A 15,642-nucleotide genomic window follows, 5' to 3' on the forward strand; every position below is an offset into this window, starting at 1 on the left:
GGGCCGCGCGTTTTCCGGACGGCGCGCTCAGGCGGAGTGGTCGAGCAGCGCCCAGACGATCTTTCCCCGGCCCCTGATCAGGATCCACCCCCAGGTGAGGCTGACCGCCTCGATCAGGTGGAGGCCGCGGCCGGACTCGGCGAACTCGTCGTCACTCGGCCCCGGCAACGGCGCCCGCTCGCTGGGGTCGTGTACCGCGCAGAGCACATGCGGCCCCTGGGTGAGCAGCCGAAGCTGGATGTGCGCGTCCGGAACGGCGGACAGCGCGTGACGCAGGGCGTTGGTGACCAGTTCCGAGACCACGAGCTGCGCGTCGTCGATGAGGCCGCCCAGGCCCCACCCGCCGAGAGTGTGGGCGGTGAAGTCGCGAGCGGCGGAGGCGGAGGCGGAGGCCCCGTGGAGCGCGCAGGTCGCGAGCGGCGCGGATGACGGGCCGGTGCTGGCAGGACCGAACGCCGGCGTGGCCCACGAAGGTGCGGCGCCGGCTCTTCTGCCTGCCAGGTCTGCGGTCATCGGATCCCTACGCGAGTTGGTGTCACATGGGTGCGCTGCCGCCGTCTATCGTTCCCTGAGCCTTGTCAGGGCAAGCGCGCCCGCACTCGCAATTGCGGGAACTTAGCCGCGTCCTGCGTTGATTTACCGAAACCGTGACGTTGTCCGGCCGGAACCGCGATCATCTACTCGTCACTCTGACGAAATGAGACACTGGTTGACTGTCGTCGGAAGCCGACTGCCATAGGAACCGTCAAAGCACAAAGTCGTAGGAATCTGTCCGTAGGAATCCGTCCGCGCAATGGAGTCCATGTGAAATCCCTGCAGGTCGCCCACGCCGATCCCCGATTAACGGGGCGCCCCCGAGGCGGGCCGACCGTGCTGCGCATGCTGCTCGGAGCCCAGCTTCGCCGGCTCCGGCGGGAGAGGAACATCACGCCGGAAGAGGCGGGCCACGCCATCCGGGCCTCGCACGCCAAGATCAGTCGCCTGGAGCTCGGCCGGGTCAGCTTCAAGGAGCGCGACGTCGCCGACCTGCTCACCCTGTACGGCCTGGCCGACCCGGACCAGCGGACGACGCTGCTCGACCTCGCCCGGCAGGCCAACGCCCCCGGCTGGTGGCACAAGTTCAACGACGTCCTCCCGCACTGGTTCGAGGTCTACGTGGGCCTGGAGGAGGCCGCCTCGGTCATCCGGACGTACGAGCTGCAGTTCGTGCCCGGCCTGCTGCAGAGCCCCGACTACGCCCGCGCGGTCATCCTGCTCGGGAACGCGGGCGCGCCCGAAGACGAGATCTCCCGCCGCCTCGACCTGCGGATGCGCCGCCAGGAGCGGCTGACCGGCCCGGACGCGGTCCGGCTGTGGGCGGTGGTGGACGAGGCCGCGCTGCGCCGCCCGATCGGCGGGAACAAGGTCATGCGCGGCCAGATCGAGCATCTGATCGAGGCCACCGCCAACCCGAACGTGACAGTGCAGATCGTCCCCTTCGACCGCGGCGGGCACTCGGCGGCGGGAGGGCCGTTCACGATCCTGCGCTTCGAGGAGACCGAGCTGCCCGACGTCGTCTACCTCGAACAGCTCACCAGCGCGCTCTACCTCGACAAGCCCGAGGAGACCGACGCCTACCGGCAGGTGATGAACACGCTGTGCGTGGAGGCGCGGCCGGCGACCGCCACCCGCGCCTATCTGGAGGAGATCCTCTCCGACCTGGAGTGATCCGGTTCCTCGCGGTGGGAGCCCGGTCGGTCAGGAGAGGTTCGCGAAGAACGCCTCGCAGGTCTCGGTGAACGCGGTGGCGCGGGCGGTCAGCCGCACACCGCGCATCGAGGCCAGGACGATGTCGAGGAACGGCACCTCTTCGCTGATCGGCCGGGAGACGACGTAGCCGCCGTCGTACGTCTGGTCCGTGACGGCGCGCTGGTTGAGTATGGAGTAGCCGTGGCCTCCGGCGACCAGCGCCCGCACGGTCTCGTAGCTGGAGCTGCGGAACCGGACGCGCGGCTCGACCGGGTGCAGCGCGCGGAAGTAGTCCCGGCTGTGCGGCAGGTCGAGCAGGATCATCGGCTCGCTGGCCAGCTCGACGAGCGAGACCGCCTCCGCGTCGGCCATCGCGTGCCCGGACGGCAGCAGCACGTACGGCCGGACCCGGGTGAGGACGCGGACGTCGAGGTCGAGGGCGAGGTCGATGGCGTACAGCAGGGCGACCTCGCACCGGCCGTCGACGAGGGCGCGCTGGACGGCCGAGATCTCCCCTTCGGAGAGCGTCACCCGCACGCCCGGGTGCCGGTCGGCGAACTGGCGCAGCAGCTTGGGCAGGTAGAACGGCGACAGCGTGGTGAAGCAGCCGACCGCGAGCTCGCCGCTCAGCGAGCCGGCCAGGCCGCGCGCCGACTCGGCGAGCGCCGCCGCGTGGGAGAGGAAGTCACGGGCCTCGACGAGGAACCGCTCGCCCGCGCGGGTGAGTGAGAGACCTCTGGCGTGGTGCCGGATGAGGAGCTGGACGCCGAGCTCCCGCTCAACCTGCGCGATGGCCGCCGAGATGGCCGACTGCGCCACCATGAGCTCCCGGCTGGCCGCGGTCATGCTTCCCAGCTCGGCCGCTGTCACGAAGTAACGCAGCTGGACGAGTGTGAAATTGACGTCCGCCACGTCACCCATTGTGACCTCCTGACCGTAGGGCGCTCGCAGAAATCACTTCAAGGCTGCGTCGCGGTTCCGGCTGGATTTTTCGCGTTTCAGGCGTTCTCGCACTGGAAGGCCCGTCTGCCGACGGCCGCGCTCACGGTCCCCCACAGGACGGGCGCCGAGACGTACGAGCCGGAGAACAGCTCGCGAACGGCTTCGACAAGATACCGGAAAGGCGTGAGCCTGGACAGGAGGTCGAGCGCACCTGAAGCAGACGGTATCGGCGGGAACGCGCCCGCTCGGGACGGCGGCGTTCCCGCCACGCGCCGACGGGGCGCTCCACGGCGCCGATCGCGGGTTCCCGTCCGGTTCGCGATATACAGGTCCGCGTGAAGTTGGACGGATTGGATCGCGCCATCATCGGGGTTCTCGTGGAGGACGCTCGGGCGACATATGCCGAAATTGGTGCTCGGGTAGGCCTGTCCGCTCCGGCGGTCAAACGACGGGTCGACCGGCTTCTCGCCAGCGGCGCGATCACCGGGTTCAGTGCGCGGGTCGAGCCCTCCGCCCTGGGCTGGACCACCGAGGCGTACGTCGAACTCTTCTGCCGGGGGAAGACGTCCCCCGCCGAGATCGGCGTGGCGATCGCCCGGCACCCCGAGGTGGTGTCCGCCTGCACGGTGACCGGCGAGGCCGACGCGCTGCTGCACATCCGGACCACCGACGTACGGGACGTGGAGCGGGTGATCGAGCGCATCGCGGCGGAGCCGTTCGTGGTCCGCACCAAGAGCGCGATCGTGCTCTCCCGGCTGATCGACGAGAAGCTCTGAACCCCTCGCCGCGCCGGGCCGGGCGGACGGTTAACGGATTGCCACAAAAGCCGGGAATAACGCAACCGATCCACGGTATGGCGCAATGGCGCGGCATTGGCCGGTCATGTCCGTTTTTCTAGGCTGAGGAGCAGTCCAACCGCCTTCTCCCTGGAGTTCCGCATGCCTCTTGCGACCCTGCCCGCCGCCACGAGCGGCGACCGGACGGGTACGGCGCGCCACTATCTCATGTGCCGCCCCGAGTTCTTCGCCGTGACGTACGCGATCAACCCGTGGATGGACCCGGACCAGGGCGCGGACACGGCTCAGGCCGTCCGGCAATGGGAGGAGCTGCGCGCGGCCTACGAGCGGCTGGGCCACAAGGTGAGCCTCATCGACCCGGTGGACGGCCTGCCCGACATGGTCTTCGCCGCGAACGGCGCCCTCGTGGTGGACGGCCGGGTCTACGGCGCCAAGTTCACCCACGCGGAGCGCACCGCCGAGGGGCCGGCCTACCTGCGCTGGTTCGCCGACCGGGGTTTCGAGACGATGGAGCCGACGCACACCAACGAGGGTGAGGGCGACTTCCTCACGCTCGACGACGTGGTGCTCGCCGGCACCGGCTTCCGCACCGACGTGGCGGCGCACGTGGAGGCGCAGAAGTTCGTCGGCCGCCCGGTGGTCACGCTGCGGCTGATCGACCCGCGCTTCTACCACCTGGACACCGCCCTGTTCCCGTTGGACGGCCACAACGTCGCCTACTACCCGGGGGCGTTCTCCGAGGGGAGCCGCAACGTGCTGCGGCGGATGTTCCCCGACGCGGTCATCGCCACCGAGGAGGACGCCGCCGTCCTCGGGCTCAACGCGGTCAGCGACGGCGCCAACGTGCTCATCAACGCCGAGGCGACCGGCCTCTCCCGCGAGCTGGAGCGGCTCGGCTACAACGTCGTCCGCGTCGAGCTGTCCGAGCTGCGCAAGGCGGGCGGCGGACCCAAGTGCTGCACGCTGGAGATCCGGGAGGCCACAGGAGCATGAACGCCGCCGACCTCATCGCACTGAGCGAGCGCCGGAGCGCGCACAACTACCACCCCCTGCCGGTGGTCATCCAGTCGGCCGAGGGCGCCTGGGTGACCGACGTCGAGGGCCGCCGCTACCTCGACTGCCTGGCGGGCTACTCCTCGCTCAACTTCGGGCACGGCAACCCGGTGATCCTCGCCGCCGCCCGCGAGCAGCTCGACCGGCTCACGCTGACCAGCCGGGCGTTCTTCCACGACCGGTTCGCGGAGTTCGCCGCCGGTCTCGCCGACCTGTGCGGCAAGGACATGATCCTGCCGATGAACACCGGCGCCGAGGCGGTCGAGACGGCCATCAAGGTGGCCCGCAAGTGGGGATACGAGGTCAAGGGCGTCCCCGCCGAGCAGGCGAACATCATCGTGATGGAGGACAACTTCCACGGTCGCACCACCACGATCGTGAGCTTCTCCACCGATCCGGACGCGCACGACGGCTTCGGGCCGTACACGCCGGGGTTCCGGGTCGTGAAGTACGGCTCGGCGGAGGCGATCGGCGAGGCGATCGACGAGAACACGGTCGCCGTGCTGCTCGAGCCGATCCAGGGCGAGGCGGGCGTGCTCGTGCCGCCGGACGGCTACCTGCGCGCGGTACGCGACCTGTGCTCGGAGCGGGGCGTCCTGTTCATCGCGGACGAGATCCAGTCCGGGCTCGGCCGCACCGGCCACACCTTCGCCTGCGACCACGAGGGCGTCGTGCCCGACATGTACATCCTGGGCAAGGCCCTCGGCGGCGGCGTCGTGCCGGTCTCGGCCGTGGCGGCGAACGCCGACGTCCTCGGCGTCATCCGGCCCGGCCAGCACGGCTCGACCTTCGGCGGCAACCCGCTCGCCTGCGCGGTCGGCGCCGCGGTCGTCGGGCTGCTGCGCACCGGCGAGTTCCAGGCCAGGGCGCGCGAGCTGGGCGAGCACCTCCACGGCCGGCTGCGCGAGCTGGTCGGCGCGGGTGTCGTCGCCGTACGCGGGCGCGGCCTGTGGGCGGGCGTGGACATCGACCCCTCGCTCGGGACCGGCCGCCAGGTGAGCGAGGCCCTGCTACGCCGCGGCGTGCTGGTGAAGGACACGCACGGCTCGACGATCCGCCTCGCCCCGCCGATCGTGGTCTCCCGTGAGGACCTGGACTGGGCGGTCGACCAGCTCGTCGAGGCCCTGCGGGAGCTCAGGACAGCCTGACCGAGCCCAGCTCGGCGTCGTGGGTCCGCCAGGTCACGGTGGCGGCGTCCTGGGCGAAGTCCACGGTCGCCAGCGCGTTGTCGAACCAGGGCCCGGCCGTCAGCCGCCACCGGATCGGGGGCGGGGGCAGCCGGGCCGCCAGCGCCGCCAGGCGCCCGAGCGGGCCCGCCGCGGCGACGGCCGCCACGACGTTGGCCGCCCGGAGCGCCCGGCTCAGCGGGTTGCGGATCGGCGAGCAGACGATCTGGTGGATCCGGGAGCCTCCCTCGCCGCGCGGCGGCCGTACAGAGGCGAGATAGGAGTAGTGGACGTCGCCGGACAGCACCAGCACCGTGGCCGGCGGCCGTCCCCTGCCGCCCGCGGCCACGTCGGTCAGCAGCCGGGCCAGGTGCTCGAACGACCCGCGGAACGCCGCCCAGTGCTCCAGGTCGAGGAACCGGCGCAGGCGCTCGCCCCACCGGGCGGCCCGGCGCCCCCACACGCCGTCGCAGACGGCCTCGCTCCAGCTCTCCACGTGGTGGATGGCCGGGGGCAGGAGCACCGGCAGCGAGGAGCCGACGATCAGGTGGTCGACGTCGCCGGCGGCCGATTCCTCGAGCCACGCGCGTCCGGCGTCGTCGAGCATCCGGCGGGCGCCCGGGGTGAGGACGCGGCCGCACCTGCTGTCCAGCATGATCAGCCGGGTGGACCCGATGTCGCGGCGGTAGCTCCAGCGGGCCGATCCGGGGGCGGCGTCGGCCCGCTCCGCGAACGCGTCGAGCGCCGCGCCGCCGTCGCCCGCCCTGAGCGCGGCGAGCACGGGGTCGGCCGCGCGTTCCGCGACCGTGAGGTTGCCGAGGTGCTGGTAGACGTAGTAGGCGCCCAGCCCGGACACGATGCGCCGCCGCCACCACGGCGCCTCGGCCATGTGCTCACGCCACGCCGCCGAGGTGTTCCAGTCGTCCCTGATGTCGTGGTCGTCGAACATCATCAGGGTCGGCACCGCCGCCATCAGCCACCGCACGGCCGGGTCCGACCAGGCTCGGCGGTAGAGCTCGGCGTACTCGTCGAAGTCCACGACCTCTTCGGGCCCCTCGCCGCGTCGCCCGGCGATGAACTCCTTCATGTCCGGGGACGGCTCGTCGGCGTACACCTGGTCGCCGAGCATGATCAGCAGGTCCGGCGGCTCCCCCGACTCCATCAGCCGCGCCCCGTACGCGCGCAGGACGTCCACGCCGTGCGTCCGCGCGTATGGCCCGTCGTGCGGCACGCTGGTCCGGCAGGTGCCGAAGACCAGGCGGCGCAACCGGGTGAGCGGCCGGATCGCGGTGGCCGGCAGGTCCGGGAGCGGCCACACGTCCGCGCCGTCCAGCTCCACCGTGTACGGCACGCCTCCGGGCGGCGGGCCGGGCGGGAGGGCGACGTCGACGACCGCGTAATGGTGCCCGTGGACGGTGAAGGTGCGTTCCTCCGAACGCGCCTCGCCCGCCCGCACCGTGACCGCGCACGGCTCGCTCGTCTCCACCCAGATCGTCGCGCTCGCCGCGTCGACGTGGCGGAGCATGGGGCCGATCACCAGATGTGCCACGCCTACAGATCTACTGCGGCGCGGCGCCGGGCGCGAGGGGGCGTCCGCCCCTGACGATCACCTCCTGCCGTAACAGGTGACCGGCTGATCGCGGCGGCCGTCAGGCGTTCAGGGCCCGCACCAGGTCGTCCAGCTCGCGCATGAGCCGCGCGGTGCGCTCCGCGCCGTACACCGCGAGGACCGCCCGGCGGTGCTCGTCGATGCCCTCCTGCAGACGGCCGAGGAGGTCACGCCCGCGGTCGGCCAGGAAGACCGCCACCTTGCGGCGGTCGACGGGGTCGTGCCCGCGGTAGACGAGGGCGCGCTCGACGAGCCGGTCGACCGCCTTCGTGAGGGTGGGGTGCGGCATCAGTGCGGCCTCGGCGAGGCCGCCCATCGAGTGGCCGCGCCCGTCCGCGAGCGCCTGGAGGATGCGCCACTGCTCGACGCTGACCTCCTCGGCCGTGAGCGCCGCCGACAGCTCGCGGTTGACCGCGCGTTCGGCCCGGCTCAGCAGGTACGCGAGCGAGGACGCGAGGCCCGACGGCGCGGCCGCCCCGACCGGCCCCTCCGGCCTCTGGACCGGTAGGGCGACCCGGCTCTCGCCGGTGGATCCCGCCGCCGTCACGCGACCCCCGCCCCGTCCGCGACGTGGCGCGGCATCGTCATCATGACCATTGCGGGCCCCTTTCGTGTGTTCGGCAGTACTTTGCCGTGACGTCCCACACTTTCCGATGGTTCCCTTCACGGGGGCGGATGGACGATACTTTCCCCCGTGACCGATCCGGCCGCGATGGTCATCGACCCCCTGGAAGCGCACCTGCTCAGGGCCGACACGCTGCGCGTATGCCTGGTGGCGCCTGTCTCCGGCGTGCTGGGCCTCGTCGGGCCGGGCGCGATCAACTGCGCGCTGCTGGCCGCCTCCGAGGTGAACGACGCGGGCGGGCTGCTCGGCAGGCCGATCGAACTGGTCCTGGTGGACGGCGGCCGCGCCCCGGCCGAGGTCGGCGCGGAGGTCGCCGAGCTGGTGCGGGCCGGAGCCGTGCAAGCGGTCGTCGGCACCCACGCCAGCGACGTCCGCGTCGGGATCGAGCGCGCGCTGCGCGGCGCGGCGCCGTTCGTCTACACGCCCCCGTACGAGGGCGGCCCGCGCTCTCCGGGCGTCTACTTCCTGGGCGAGCAGGCGTCCTCGCAGGTCGCCCCGGGCATCGACTGGCTGGTCGGCCACCGGCGGGCACGGCGCTGGTTCCTGCTCGGCAACGACTACATCTGGCCGTACCTGGTTCACGCGTCCGCGCGGGCGCACCTCACGTCCCGCTCCGCGCGCGTCGTCGGCGAGCGGTTCCTGCCCGCCGGCACCCGCGACATGGGACGGGTCATCGAGGAACTGGCCGCCGCACGGCCGGACGCGGTGCTGCTCAACCTCATCGGCAGCGACCTGATCGAGTTCAACCGGGCGTTCGCGGCGAGCGGGCTGGGCTGCGCCCGCCTGTGCGGCGCGCTGGAGGAGCATGGCCTGCTGGCGATCGGAGGCGACTTCAGCGGCGAGCTGTACACCGCGATGGGGTACTTCGGCGGCATCGCCACCGACGACAACCTCGGGCTGTACGAACGCTACACGCGGCGGTTCGGGCCGGACGCGCCGCTGCTCAACGGACATGGGCACGGGTGCTACGAAGGCGTGCTCATGCTCGCCGCCCTCGCCGCCCGCGCGGGCTCGCTCGCGGTGCCCGCGGTCGAGGCGATCGCCGACGGGACCACCGTCATCACCGGCCGGGGTCCGCTCACGCTCCGGGATCGGCAGGTGTCGCAGCGCGTGTACGTGGGGCGCGCCGACGGCCTGGATTTCGATCTCGTGACCTCCTCCCCCGGACGATGACACCACCTGTGCCGGGACGCCGCATGACGCCCGTCTGACCGTCGCCGTCATGGCCTGCCACAAAGATTTACAAACGAAATCTTTTCCTTTTCAAGGAATAGTCCTATCGTACGCTCTGCCCCCCGCGTGCGAAGGAGTCTCATGTCTTCCCCCTCCACCACGCCCTCCTCGTCGGCGGCGCCGCAAAGCGCGGCGACCGGCGTGGAGCGGTTCGGATATCAGCAGGAGTTGCAGCGCTCGCTGAGCTTCACCGACCTGCTCATCTACGGCCTGATCTTCATGGTGCCGATCGCGCCGTTCGGCATCTTCGGCGACGTCTTCCAAGGCTCGGGCGGCATGGTCGCGCTGGCCTACATCATCGGCATGGTGGCGATGGCCTTCACCGCCCTGTCGTACGCCCAGATGTCCAAGGCGTTCCCGATGGCCGGCTCGGTCTACACCTACGCGGGCCGCGGGATCGGCGCCCCGGTCGGCTTCCTCGCCGGCTGGGTGATCCTGCTCGACTACATCCTCGTGCCCACGCTGCTCTATCTCGTGGCGAGCGCGGCCATGGCGTCGTTCGTGCCCGCGATTCCCATCTGGGCCTGGCTGATCATGTTCATCGTCTTCAACACGGCGGTGAACTACTTCGGCATCCAGATGACCGCGCGGATGAACAAGATCATGCTGGTCGCCCAGCTGATCGTGCTGGCGATCTTCCTGGTCGTCGGCGTCATCGCCCTCGCCCAGGGCAAGGGTCACGGCGACGCGTTCAGCCCGATCTTCGACTCCTCGACGTTCTCCGGGCCGCTCGTGTTCGGCGCCGTCTCGGTCGCGGTGCTGTCCTTCCTCGGCTTCGACGGCATCTCGATGCTCGCCGAGGAGAGCCGGGAGGACGCCCGCAAGCTCGGCCGCGCCATGGTCGGCGCGCTCGTGCTGGCCGGCCTGCTGTTCATCACGCAGACCTGGGTCGCCGCGCTGCTCGCGCCGAACCGCGAGGAGCTGCTGGCCAACGGCGGGGACAACGCGTTCTACGACATCGCCGAGTACGCCGGCGGCCCCTGGCTGAGCGTGCTGACCGCCGTCGCCACCGCGATCGCCTGGGGCTTCGCCAACTCGCTGGTCGCCCAGGCCGCCACCTCGCGCCTGCTGTTCGCCATGGCCCGTGACCGGCTGCTGCCCCGGTTCCTGGGCAAGATCCACCCGAAGCACAAGGTGCCGGTCAACGCCACGTTCCTCACCGCCGCCGTCTCGCTGGTCCTCGGACTCATCCTGGCCAACAACGACAAGGGCATCGGGCAAATCGCCTCGCTCATCAACTTCGGCGCGATGACCGCCTTCCTCGCCCTCCACGTCTCCGTCGTCGTCCACTACGTCGTACGGAAGCGCAGCCGGGACTGGTGGCGGCACCTGATCGCCCCGGCGATAGGCTTCCTGATCCTGCTGTACGTCGTCATCAACGCCAAGGTCGCCGCCCAGGCGGTCGGCCTGACCTGGCTGGCGATCGGCGTGCTGATCCTGATCGGCTTCATCCTCATGGGCCGTCGCCCCACCCTTCCTGACGAGACGGAGGTCTCCGAGTGAACGTCGTCTCCTTCCGGCCCACGGCCGAGGACCTGGCCTACACCTTCGGCGGGCGGCCCGCCGTGGCCCGGATCGCCCCCGGAACGGTCCTCGAACTCTTCACGGAGGACTGCTTCGGCGGGCGGGTGCGCGGCCCCGAGGACCTGCCGTCGAAGGTGTGCGAGTTCCCCTTCCTCAACCCGGTCACCGGCCCCTTCCACGTGGAGGGGGCCGAGCCGGGCGACACCCTCGCCCTGCACTTCGTCTCCATCGAGCCCGCCCGCGACTGGGCCGTCTCCACGACGTTCCCCCACTTCGGGGCGCTCACCGGCACCCACACCACCGCGACGCTCCAGCCTCCCCTCGACGAGGTCGTCTGGATGTACGACGTGGACGTGGAGAAGCGCACCGTCCGCTACCAGGCCCGGAACAGCGACTTCAGCGTGGAGATGCCGCTCGACCCGATGCACGGCACCGTGGGCGTCGCTCCGGCCGCCTCCGAGGCGCGGATGACGATCACCCCGGACGCCCACGGCGGCAACATGGACACCCCCGAGCTGCGGGCCGGCGTCACCGTCTACCTCGGCGTGAACGTGGAGGGCGCCCTGTTCTCGATCGGGGACGGGCACTGCCGCCAGGGCCACGGCGAGGTCTGCGGCACCGCGGTCGAGGCCGCGATGAACACGGTCGTCGCGGTCGAGCTGGTCAAGGGCGTCGGCACCCCGTGGCCGCGCCTGGAGGACGACGACCACCTGATGTCCACCGGCTCGGCCCGTCCCCTGGAGGACGCCTACCGCATCAGCCAGCACGACCTGGTCACCTGGTCGGCCGCGCTCACCGGGCTGGACGAGCTCGACGCGTACCAGCTCGTCAGCCAGGGCGGCGAGGCGCCGGTGGGCAACGTGTGCGACACGAACTACACGATGGTCGCCAAGCTGCCCAAGGCCTACCTCGGCCGCCCCGAGGTGTACGAGTCGGCCCACGCGCGCCTGCGCGCGCTCGGCGCGGAGTACCTCTCCTCGCGCTGACCTTCCGTGGCCCGATCCCGTCCCCTTCGGGGGGCGGGATCAGCTCGTCAGCGCCACCAGATCCGCGTCGGCGAGCGCGGCGGAGACGATGTCCTCGCACATCGCGTGGGTGACGAGCGCGTCGTCGGCGCGGAGCACGCGGCCCGCGCGGACCGCGTCCAGGAACGCGTGGCAGATCTGCTCGATGCCACGCTGCCGCGCGACCGGCGTCCACGGCGGCCTCCGGGACAGGATCTCGCCGCCGTCGTGATCCACCACGTCGCCGAGATCGACCACCCGCCGCTTGCGCCCGCCGCCCATGACCTCGCAGGTCTCCTCTGTCGCACCGCCGACCCGGTTCATGACGCCGATGGCGGTGAAGCCGTCGCCGCCCAGCTCCAGCACGACGTGTTCGAGCAGCCCGGACCGCACGCGGGTGCGCACCCGGACGTCGGCGACCTCGCCGGGCACGAGGAACCTCAGCGTGTCGACCACGTGGATGAAGTCGTCGAAGACCACCGCGCGCGGCACCGCCGCCTCTCCCACCCGGTTCTTCTCCAGGATCACCAGGTCCCGCGGCAGGTCGCGCAGCGCCGCGTAGCCGGGGGCGTACCTGCGGTTGAACCCCACCATCAGCGACCTGTCCCGCGTCCGGGCCAGCCGTACCAGCCGCTCGGAGTCCGCGAACGTGTCGCTGAGCGGCTTGTCCACGTAGACGTGCACGCCCGCCTCCAGGAGTGCCTCGACGATCGGCGCGTGCGCGCTCGTCGCGGCGTGGACGAACGCCGCCTCGACGCCCGATTCGAGCAGCTCCTCCACACCGGTGAAGAGCCGGTCGATCCGGTACGCCGCCCCGAGCGCGGCCAGCGTGGCCTCGTCGCGCGTGCACAGGTGCGGCACGATCCCCGGCGTGGCCGCGAGCACCGGCAGATAGGCCTTCTTGGCGATGTCCCCAAGTCCGATGATCCCAATTTTCATGGACGGGAGCCTATCGTCGTTGCTAAGTTCCACTTAGTAAGTGAAACTGAATAGAGGAGGTGCCCCATGGCCCGTCGCCAACCCGATCTGGGACGTTTCACCGACGTCGCCCTGCTGGTGCTCGTCAGCCTGGCCGAGGGCGACAAGCATGGCTATCGCATGATTCAGGACATCGAGGAGTTCTCCGGCACAACGCTTGAACCCGGCACCCTGTACGGCGCGCTCATGCGGCTGGAGGAGCGCGGGTGGATCGAGCCGCTGCCGGTGGTCGAGCGGCGCCGGCCGTACCGGATCACGCCGGGGGGCCGCGAAGCCCTGGCCGAGCAGCTCGCCACGCTGCGCCGCATCGAGGAGGCCGGCAGCAAGCGGGTCCGGCCGTCATGGGGGGTGGCCTGAGATGCGACCGCTGGCGTACCTGCTGCTCCGGCTCTACCCGCGCGCCTGGCGGGACCGCTACGGCGACGAGATGCGCGACCTGCTGGCCGCGCGCCCCGTGCGCCTTCGCACGCTGGCCGATCTGTGCTTCGCCATGCTCGACACGTGGACCCACCGGAAGCTCATCCCGTCGGGTCGGGGCTCGTTCCTCCAACCGGTGCCCCTGCTCGCGATCGGCGCGTGCACGCTGTGGGCATTCTGGAACCCTGCCACACGGGACGTCTCCAGCCTGAACAGGGGATGGGCCAACGCGCTGGCCGCCGGTGTGACCGCGCTCGGCTGGATTCCCGCGATCGTGCTGACCGTGTCGGGGGCGTCCGGCATGTCGGTCTGGTTCCTGATCCCCGTCGCGGTGAGCGCCCTGGTCAGCCTGGCGATGTGCGTCGCGGTCGCGCGGTTCGCGCTGTCCATGCCCCGGCCTGCGGGGCTCCCCGAGCCCGCGACCGCCTGATCAGCGGGTTCGTGACGAGGCGATGGTCTCCTCCAGCGCCTCGTCCATCGGGGTGGCGGCGACGCCGAAGGTCGCGGCGAAGGCCGACGAGTCCACGACGAAGGGCCGGTCGAACTGGTAACGCGTCTCCCGCATCTCGTTGAGGAGCGGCGAGACGACGCCCGCGGCCGTGAGCACCCAGCCCGGCAGGCGGCCGAGCTTGGGAGCGGGCGCCCCGGCCAGCTCACACAGCCGCTCCGCCATGGCCCGGATGCTCCGTGCCGGGCTCGTGGGGATGTGCCAGGCACGGCCCCAGGCGCGCTCGTCGGTCGCCACCGTGACCAGAGCCGTCGCCACGTCGGGAAGGTAGGTCCAGCTGTGCGGGATGTCCGGGCCGCTGAGGATCATCGCGCGCCGCCCCGAGAGCAGCGGTCCGACGAAGCGCCCCCCGAGGAACGACTGGTCCGACGCGCCCGGACCGAAGTAGTCGGAACCGCGCACCTCCGTGATCCGCGCCCGCCCGGCCTGGTGCGCGGCGAGCGCCTGCTTCCACATCGCGGCGCGCACCCGCCCCTTGATTCCCGTGGCCGCCAGCGGCGTGTCCTCGGTCATCGGCCCGTCCACGGGGCCGTAGCCGTACAGGTTGCTCAACGTGACCAGGACCGCTCCCGTCGCCTCCGCCGTGCGCAGCAGCGAGTCCGCGATCGGCGGCCAGTCCTGGGCCCACTGGTGGTACTTCGGGTTCGCGCAGTTGTAGAGCGCGTCGGCCCCCTCCGCCGCCCGGCACATCCTGGCAGTGTCCTGGGCCCGGGCGGCGACCCGTGTGATCCCGGCCCGGTCCGGACCCGAGCCCGAACGGGTGACCACCACCACCTCGTGGCCCGCCTCCGCGAGCGCCTCGGCGACCCTGCCTCCGACCTGACCGGCTCCGACGACGACGTGCTTACCCACGATCGCTCTCCTGTTCGTTCCTACGGGCGGGTGGTGATCCTCAGACCTGGTGCCAGACCAGGCGCAGGATGCCGTTGACGATGTAGAGGCCGGCGAAGACCACACCACTCGTGACCAGCCCGGACGCGACGAGGGCGGCCGCGCCGCCGCCGAACCAGGCGATCTCGAACGCCGCCCTGGCCAGGCCGTGCAGCTTGAACCTCGCGCCGTTCGCCGCCGCGAAGAGTCCCCAGAGGGTGCCGAACACCATGGGTGCGCCGAGCCCGGCGAGGATCCGGACCGCGAGAGGGGCGGAGAGGGTGAACCCCCAGGACCCCACCGAGACCAGGACACCGAGTTCGAGGAAGAACATCAGGGCGAGGTTGACCCCCTTGGCCACGGCGAGCATCGGCACTCCTTCGATTGTCGCTCTCGTTCGAGAGCAATGCTCTCTTATGAGAGCGGCTATCGTCAAGAGCAGTGCTCTCGAATTCTGTCGCCGCTCTGGTAGCCTCCGGGACATGAGCGCGAGCCGTACCGCACGGGAACGAGTCAGAGCCGAGCTGATCAGGGAGATCACCGACATCGCCCGCCGCCACCTGGCCACCGAGGGCGCGACGGGGCTGTCCCTGCGCGCGGTGGCACGGGAGATGGGCATGGTCTCCTCGGCGATCTACCGCTATTTCCCGAGCCGGGACGACCTCCTCACCGCGCTGATCATCGACGGATACAACGCCCTCGGGGAGGCCGCCGAGAAGGCCGACGCCGCCTGCGCGCGGGACGACTACACGGGACGCTGGCTGGCGGTCTGCCACGCCATACGCGGATGGGCACTCGCCCACCCGCATGAGTACGCCCTTCTCTACGGCTCGCCGGTGCCGGGCTACCGCGCCCCCGAAGACACCATCGCCCCGGCGGCGCGGGACACCGCGGTGTACGGCCGGATCCTCGCCGATGCCAACACCGCCGGGCGTCTCGTCCCGCCCGCCATCCTGCCCGAACCACCGGCGATCATCGCTCCCGACGCGGAGGCGATCCGCATGCTCATCCCGGGGGTGTCGGACGACGTGATCACGCGGGCGGTCACCGCCTGGACCGGCCTGTTCGGCATGGTGAGCTTCGAGCTGTTCGGCCAGTTCGTCGGCACGATCGACCACCGAGCCGAGTTCTTCGAGCACAACATGACCGGCCTCGCCCGCCTCCTCGGCCTCCCGGCCTGACCGCGCC

The 15,642-nt window shown here is 71.2% G+C and carries 17 protein-coding genes; 10 read left to right on the plus strand and 7 right to left on the minus strand.

Annotation, left to right across the window (positions count from 1 at the left end):
- Nucleotides 1-27: 27 nt before the first annotated feature.
- Entirely contained in the window at nucleotides 28-513 is a 486-nt protein-coding gene (locus AWQ71_RS13860; protein ID WP_084258867.1) for an ATP-binding protein, read from the minus strand.
- Nucleotides 514-813: 300 nt separating this feature from the next.
- On the opposite strand from AWQ71_RS13860, the gene AWQ71_RS13865 reads away from it, so the two are divergent.
- The gene (locus AWQ71_RS13865; protein ID WP_500778564.1) at nucleotides 814-1,707 is read left to right on the plus strand and encodes a Sco1979 family transcriptional regulator; all 894 of its coding nucleotides are present in this window, start codon (nucleotides 814-816) and stop codon (nucleotides 1,705-1,707) included.
- A gap of 30 nt (nucleotides 1,708-1,737) precedes the next feature.
- Here the strand turns inward: AWQ71_RS13865 and AWQ71_RS13870 are convergent, their stop codons facing one another.
- Nucleotides 1,738-2,649, minus strand: coding sequence for a LysR substrate-binding domain-containing protein (locus AWQ71_RS13870; protein ID WP_067132505.1), 912 nt, complete (start codon nucleotides 2,647-2,649; stop codon nucleotides 1,738-1,740).
- Nucleotides 2,650-3,005: 356 nt separating this feature from the next.
- On the opposite strand from AWQ71_RS13870, the gene AWQ71_RS13875 reads away from it, so the two are divergent.
- The 3 genes from AWQ71_RS13875 to rocD all read left to right on the plus strand — a co-directional run bounded on the left by AWQ71_RS13875 (nucleotide 3,006) and on the right by rocD (nucleotide 5,668).
- Entirely contained in the window at nucleotides 3,006-3,446 is a 441-nt protein-coding gene (locus AWQ71_RS13875) for an Lrp/AsnC family transcriptional regulator (RefSeq protein ID WP_067132508.1), read from the plus strand.
- Nucleotides 3,447-3,608: 162 nt separating this feature from the next.
- Nucleotides 3,609-4,460, plus strand: coding sequence for a dimethylargininase (gene ddaH / locus AWQ71_RS13880; RefSeq protein ID WP_067132512.1), 852 nt, complete (start codon nucleotides 3,609-3,611; stop codon nucleotides 4,458-4,460).
- Nucleotides 4,457-5,668, plus strand: coding sequence for an ornithine--oxo-acid transaminase (gene rocD, locus AWQ71_RS13885; protein ID WP_067132516.1), 1,212 nt, complete (start codon nucleotides 4,457-4,459; stop codon nucleotides 5,666-5,668). The genes ddaH and rocD overlap by 4 nt, the downstream gene beginning before the upstream one ends.
- Here rocD and AWQ71_RS13890 read toward each other — a convergent pair.
- Together AWQ71_RS13890 and AWQ71_RS13895 are read right to left on the minus strand one after the other, a co-directional pair.
- Nucleotides 5,655-7,235 (minus strand): alkaline phosphatase D family protein, encoded by a 1,581-nt coding sequence (locus tag AWQ71_RS13890; protein WP_245658274.1) that lies wholly within the window; start codon nucleotides 7,233-7,235, stop codon nucleotides 5,655-5,657. The genes rocD and AWQ71_RS13890 overlap by 14 nt on opposite strands.
- A 100-nt stretch (nucleotides 7,236-7,335) precedes the next feature.
- Nucleotides 7,336-7,842 carry a MarR family winged helix-turn-helix transcriptional regulator gene (locus tag AWQ71_RS13895; protein ID WP_084258868.1) on the minus strand — a complete coding sequence of 169 codons (507 nt, stop codon included), beginning with the start codon at nucleotides 7,840-7,842 and terminating at the stop codon, nucleotides 7,336-7,338.
- 147 nt (nucleotides 7,843-7,989) lie between these two features.
- Between AWQ71_RS13895 and AWQ71_RS13900 the strand changes: the two genes are divergently transcribed.
- From AWQ71_RS13900 to AWQ71_RS13910, 3 genes are all read left to right on the plus strand, one after another.
- Nucleotides 7,990-9,093: a substrate-binding domain-containing protein gene (locus AWQ71_RS13900; RefSeq protein ID WP_245658275.1), complete on the plus strand. Its 1,104-nt coding sequence runs from the start codon at nucleotides 7,990-7,992 to the stop codon at nucleotides 9,091-9,093.
- A gap of 141 nt (nucleotides 9,094-9,234) precedes the next feature.
- Entirely contained in the window at nucleotides 9,235-10,656 is a 1,422-nt protein-coding gene (locus tag AWQ71_RS13905; protein WP_067132522.1) for an APC family permease, read from the plus strand.
- Complete coding sequence (locus tag AWQ71_RS13910) at nucleotides 10,653-11,663, plus strand: acetamidase/formamidase family protein (RefSeq protein WP_067132524.1); 1,011 nt, start codon at nucleotides 10,653-10,655, stop codon at nucleotides 11,661-11,663. Before AWQ71_RS13905 ends, AWQ71_RS13910 begins: the two co-directional genes overlap by 4 nt.
- A 39-nt stretch (nucleotides 11,664-11,702) precedes the next feature.
- Here AWQ71_RS13910 and AWQ71_RS13915 read toward each other — a convergent pair whose 3' ends face one another.
- Nucleotides 11,703-12,620: a Gfo/Idh/MocA family protein gene (locus tag AWQ71_RS13915; RefSeq protein WP_067132529.1), complete on the minus strand. Its 918-nt coding sequence runs from the start codon at nucleotides 12,618-12,620 to the stop codon at nucleotides 11,703-11,705.
- A gap of 66 nt (nucleotides 12,621-12,686) precedes the next feature.
- Between AWQ71_RS13915 and AWQ71_RS13920 the strand changes: the two genes are divergently transcribed.
- Both AWQ71_RS13920 and AWQ71_RS13925 read left to right on the plus strand, forming a co-directional pair.
- Nucleotides 12,687-13,016, plus strand: a complete 330-nt coding sequence (locus tag AWQ71_RS13920; RefSeq protein ID WP_067132531.1) for a PadR family transcriptional regulator — start codon at nucleotides 12,687-12,689, stop codon at nucleotides 13,014-13,016.
- Nucleotide 13,017: 1 nt separating this feature from the next.
- The gene (locus tag AWQ71_RS13925; protein WP_067132536.1) at nucleotides 13,018-13,506 is read left to right on the plus strand and encodes a hypothetical protein; all 489 of its coding nucleotides are present in this window, start codon (nucleotides 13,018-13,020) and stop codon (nucleotides 13,504-13,506) included.
- Here AWQ71_RS13925 and AWQ71_RS13930 read toward each other — a convergent pair whose 3' ends face one another.
- Both AWQ71_RS13930 and AWQ71_RS13935 read right to left on the minus strand, forming a co-directional pair.
- Entirely contained in the window at nucleotides 13,507-14,436 is a 930-nt protein-coding gene (locus tag AWQ71_RS13930) for an NAD-dependent epimerase/dehydratase family protein (protein ID WP_067132539.1), read from the minus strand.
- Between the two features lie 40 nt (nucleotides 14,437-14,476).
- Entirely contained in the window at nucleotides 14,477-14,824 is a 348-nt protein-coding gene (locus AWQ71_RS13935; protein ID WP_067132542.1) for a YrdB family protein, read from the minus strand.
- A gap of 112 nt (nucleotides 14,825-14,936) precedes the next feature.
- Here AWQ71_RS13935 and AWQ71_RS13940 point away from each other — a divergent pair, with 112 nt between their 5' ends.
- Nucleotides 14,937-15,635, plus strand: coding sequence for a TetR/AcrR family transcriptional regulator (locus AWQ71_RS13940; RefSeq protein WP_067132545.1), 699 nt, complete (start codon nucleotides 14,937-14,939; stop codon nucleotides 15,633-15,635).
- The last annotated feature ends 7 nt before the right edge of the window (nucleotides 15,636-15,642 follow it).

The sequence above is a fragment of the Microtetraspora malaysiensis genome (genome assembly GCF_001528665.1).
GTDB classification, from domain to species: Bacteria; Actinomycetota; Actinomycetes; order Streptosporangiales; family Streptosporangiaceae; genus Microtetraspora_A; species Microtetraspora_A malaysiensis.

What these genes read in the sequence shown, in the direction of transcription:
- AWQ71_RS13860 (WP_084258867.1), bottom strand. Translation starts at nt 513, where the DNA reads ATGACCGCAGACCTGGCAGGCAGAAGAGCCGGCGCCGCACCTTCGTGG.
- AWQ71_RS13870 (WP_067132505.1), bottom strand. Translation starts at nt 2,649, where the DNA reads ATGGGTGACGTGGCGGACGTCAATTTCACACTCGTCCAGCTGCGTTAC.
- ddaH (WP_067132512.1), top strand. Translation starts at nt 3,609, where the DNA reads ATGCCTCTTGCGACCCTGCCCGCCGCCACGAGCGGCGACCGGACGGGT.
- rocD (WP_067132516.1), top strand. Translation starts at nt 4,457, where the DNA reads ATGAACGCCGCCGACCTCATCGCACTGAGCGAGCGCCGGAGCGCGCAC.
- AWQ71_RS13905 (WP_067132522.1), top strand. Translation starts at nt 9,235, where the DNA reads ATGTCTTCCCCCTCCACCACGCCCTCCTCGTCGGCGGCGCCGCAAAGC.
- AWQ71_RS13915 (WP_067132529.1), bottom strand. Translation starts at nt 12,620, where the DNA reads ATGAAAATTGGGATCATCGGACTTGGGGACATCGCCAAGAAGGCCTAT.
- AWQ71_RS13920 (WP_067132531.1), top strand. Translation starts at nt 12,687, where the DNA reads ATGGCCCGTCGCCAACCCGATCTGGGACGTTTCACCGACGTCGCCCTG.
- AWQ71_RS13925 (WP_067132536.1), top strand. Translation starts at nt 13,018, where the DNA reads ATGCGACCGCTGGCGTACCTGCTGCTCCGGCTCTACCCGCGCGCCTGG.
- AWQ71_RS13935 (WP_067132542.1), bottom strand. Translation starts at nt 14,824, where the DNA reads ATGCTCGCCGTGGCCAAGGGGGTCAACCTCGCCCTGATGTTCTTCCTC.
- AWQ71_RS13940 (WP_067132545.1), top strand. Translation starts at nt 14,937, where the DNA reads ATGAGCGCGAGCCGTACCGCACGGGAACGAGTCAGAGCCGAGCTGATC.